The organism is Archangium sp., assembly GCF_036389735.1.
GTDB lineage: Bacteria > Myxococcota > Myxococcia > Myxococcales > Myxococcaceae > Archangium.
In genome coordinates this window covers 1-2,129 of the sequence record NZ_DASVWK010001130.1, presented here as the reverse complement: position 1 = coordinate 2,129, position 2,129 = coordinate 1, and the positions used below count along the sequence as shown (strand labels likewise).

Below are 2,129 nucleotides of genomic sequence, written 5' to 3'. Positions count from 1 at the left end.
GGGGGAGATCGGCGAGGGCGTGCCGGCGGTACAGGCGCGACTGGCCCGGCCCACGGACGTGGCGATTGGAGCGGACGGCTCGCTGTACATCGCGGACACGGACCACTCGTGCGTGCGCAGGGTGACGTCGGACGGGCTCATCCACACGGTGGCGGGGGTGTGCGGAAAGTCGGGCGATACCGGGGACAACGGGCCGTCGACGTCGGCGCTGCTCGCGAGGCCCTTTGGCATCGAGGTGGACAAGGACGGCACGCTCTACATCGCGGACACGTACAACCACCGCGTCCGCGTGGTGAGGCCGTGAGGGAACGCTGGCTGGCGGCCGTCTACCGGCGCCGCTTCTTCGCCAGCCAGCGGCTCACCCGCACCTTGCCGAAGCGTTTGCCGAACAGGTACCAGGTGAAGGTCGCTCCGAAGAGCGCCGCGGACATCGCGATGCCCAGGAGGCCCAGCACCGGAACCCCCTGGTACAGCATCGGCGTCTGCGCGAACGAGATGAACGCTCCCACGATGAACCCGCACGCGCACAGGCCCATGAACATCACGATCGCCGCGCTCCGCAGGTTCTCGTTCAACTTGTCGAACTGATCCGCCCGCACCGTCACGCTGAACTTCCCCGACTCCAGGTCCAGCAGGATCTGCGACAGCTGCGTCGGCAGATCCTGTGCCAGCGATTGGAAGCGCAGGAGCGTCCGCATCAGCCCGCCCTGGAGCTGGCTCGGATCATACCGGTCCGCCAGCAGCTCCTTGGCATACGGCATCGCCACCTCGACGATGTTCAGCTCCGGGTACAGGGTGCGCAGAATGCCCTCCGTGGACACCGACGCCCGGCTCAGCAGCGCGTACTCCTTCGGGATCCGGATCCGGTACTTCACCGCCAGGTCCAGCAGGTCCCTCATCAGGCTGCGCGCGTCCACCTCGCCCAGCGTCGTCGGAAGGTGCCGCCCCAGCAGGCTCTCGATGTCGTTGCGGAAGCCCACCAGGTTCGCCCGCGCGTCCGGCACGCCCACCCGGTAGAGTATCCGCGCCACCGAGTCGCTGTCCTTCAGCGCCACCGCCAGCACCAGCATCACCAGCGTCTCCTGCATGGCGCGCGACAGCCGGCCCACCACCCCGAAGTCCAGGAGCGCCAGCCGGTTGCCCTCCAGCACCAGGATGTTCCCCGGGTGGGGATCCCCATGGAAGAGCCCGTCCTCGAAGAGCTGCCGGAAGCTCGTGTCCAGGATGTGGCCCGCCACCTCCCGCCGATCCTCCGGCGACAGCTCCGCCTGGCTGATCTTCACCCCCCGGATGAACTCCATCGTCAGCACCGTCCGGCTGCTGAGCCCGTCGTACACCCGGGGAATCGTCATGTACGGCCGGTTGCGGTTGTTCTCCAGGAAGGCTCGGATGTTCGAGGCCTCGTGCACGAAGTCCAGCTCCTCGTGGATGGCCCGGTCGAACTCGTCGACGATCCCCGTGGGGGAGTAGATGCCCGTCTCCTCCACCACCGCCTCCAGCAGCCTCGCCAGCGAGCGCAGCACCACCAGGTCCGAGTCGATCCGCTCGGAGATCCCCGGCCGCTGCACCTTCACCACCACCTCCTCGCCCTCCAGCGTCACCGCCCGGTGCACCTGGGCGATCGACGCCGCCGCCAGTGGCTCGGGAGCGATGTGCTTGAAGAGCTCGTTCGCCTCCCGGCCCAGCGACTCGCGGATGCGCGTGTACACGTCCTCCAGCGGGAAGGGCTCCACGTGGTCCTGGAGCGTCGCCAGTTCCTCGATGAACTCGGCTGGCAGCAGATCCGCTCGCGTGGAGAGGATCTGCCCCAGCTTCACGAACGTGGGGCCCAGATCATTGAGCAGCATCCGGAAGCGGCGCGCGGTGGAGGCGCGCTGGACCTCGGAGGAGACCTCCACCTTCTCCCGCCGGCCGAGCATCCGCCACACGCCCGCGCGCTCCAGCCACTCGCCGAAGCCGTGGCGCGCTGCGATGACCCCAATCTGCCGGACGCGGTTCAAATCCTGGAGGAGCACGGTGGCCGGCACCTTTCCACGAGCCCGCGCCCCCGGCAAACCCCAAGCAGCCCCCTGGGAAAGCCTGTGTGAGGCCCAACAACCCCCATCCGGGAGCCTCGATCAAGCCCCCTT

Annotated in this window: 1 protein-coding gene and 1 pseudogene; one reads left to right on the top strand and one right to left on the bottom strand. The window is 68.3% G+C overall.

The features are described 5' to 3' along the window. A pseudogene (locus tag VF794_RS40725) lies at window positions 1-304 on the top strand (hemolysin); the annotation flags it as partial. A 22-nt stretch (window positions 305-326) separates the two neighbouring features. On the opposite strand, the gene VF794_RS40720 reads toward VF794_RS40725, so the two are convergent. Beyond that, on the bottom strand, window positions 327-2,015 hold the full coding sequence (locus VF794_RS40720; protein ID WP_331119292.1) for an AarF/ABC1/UbiB kinase family protein: 1,689 nt from the start codon (window positions 2,013-2,015) through the stop codon (window positions 327-329). Window positions 2,016-2,129: the final 114 nt, after the last annotated feature.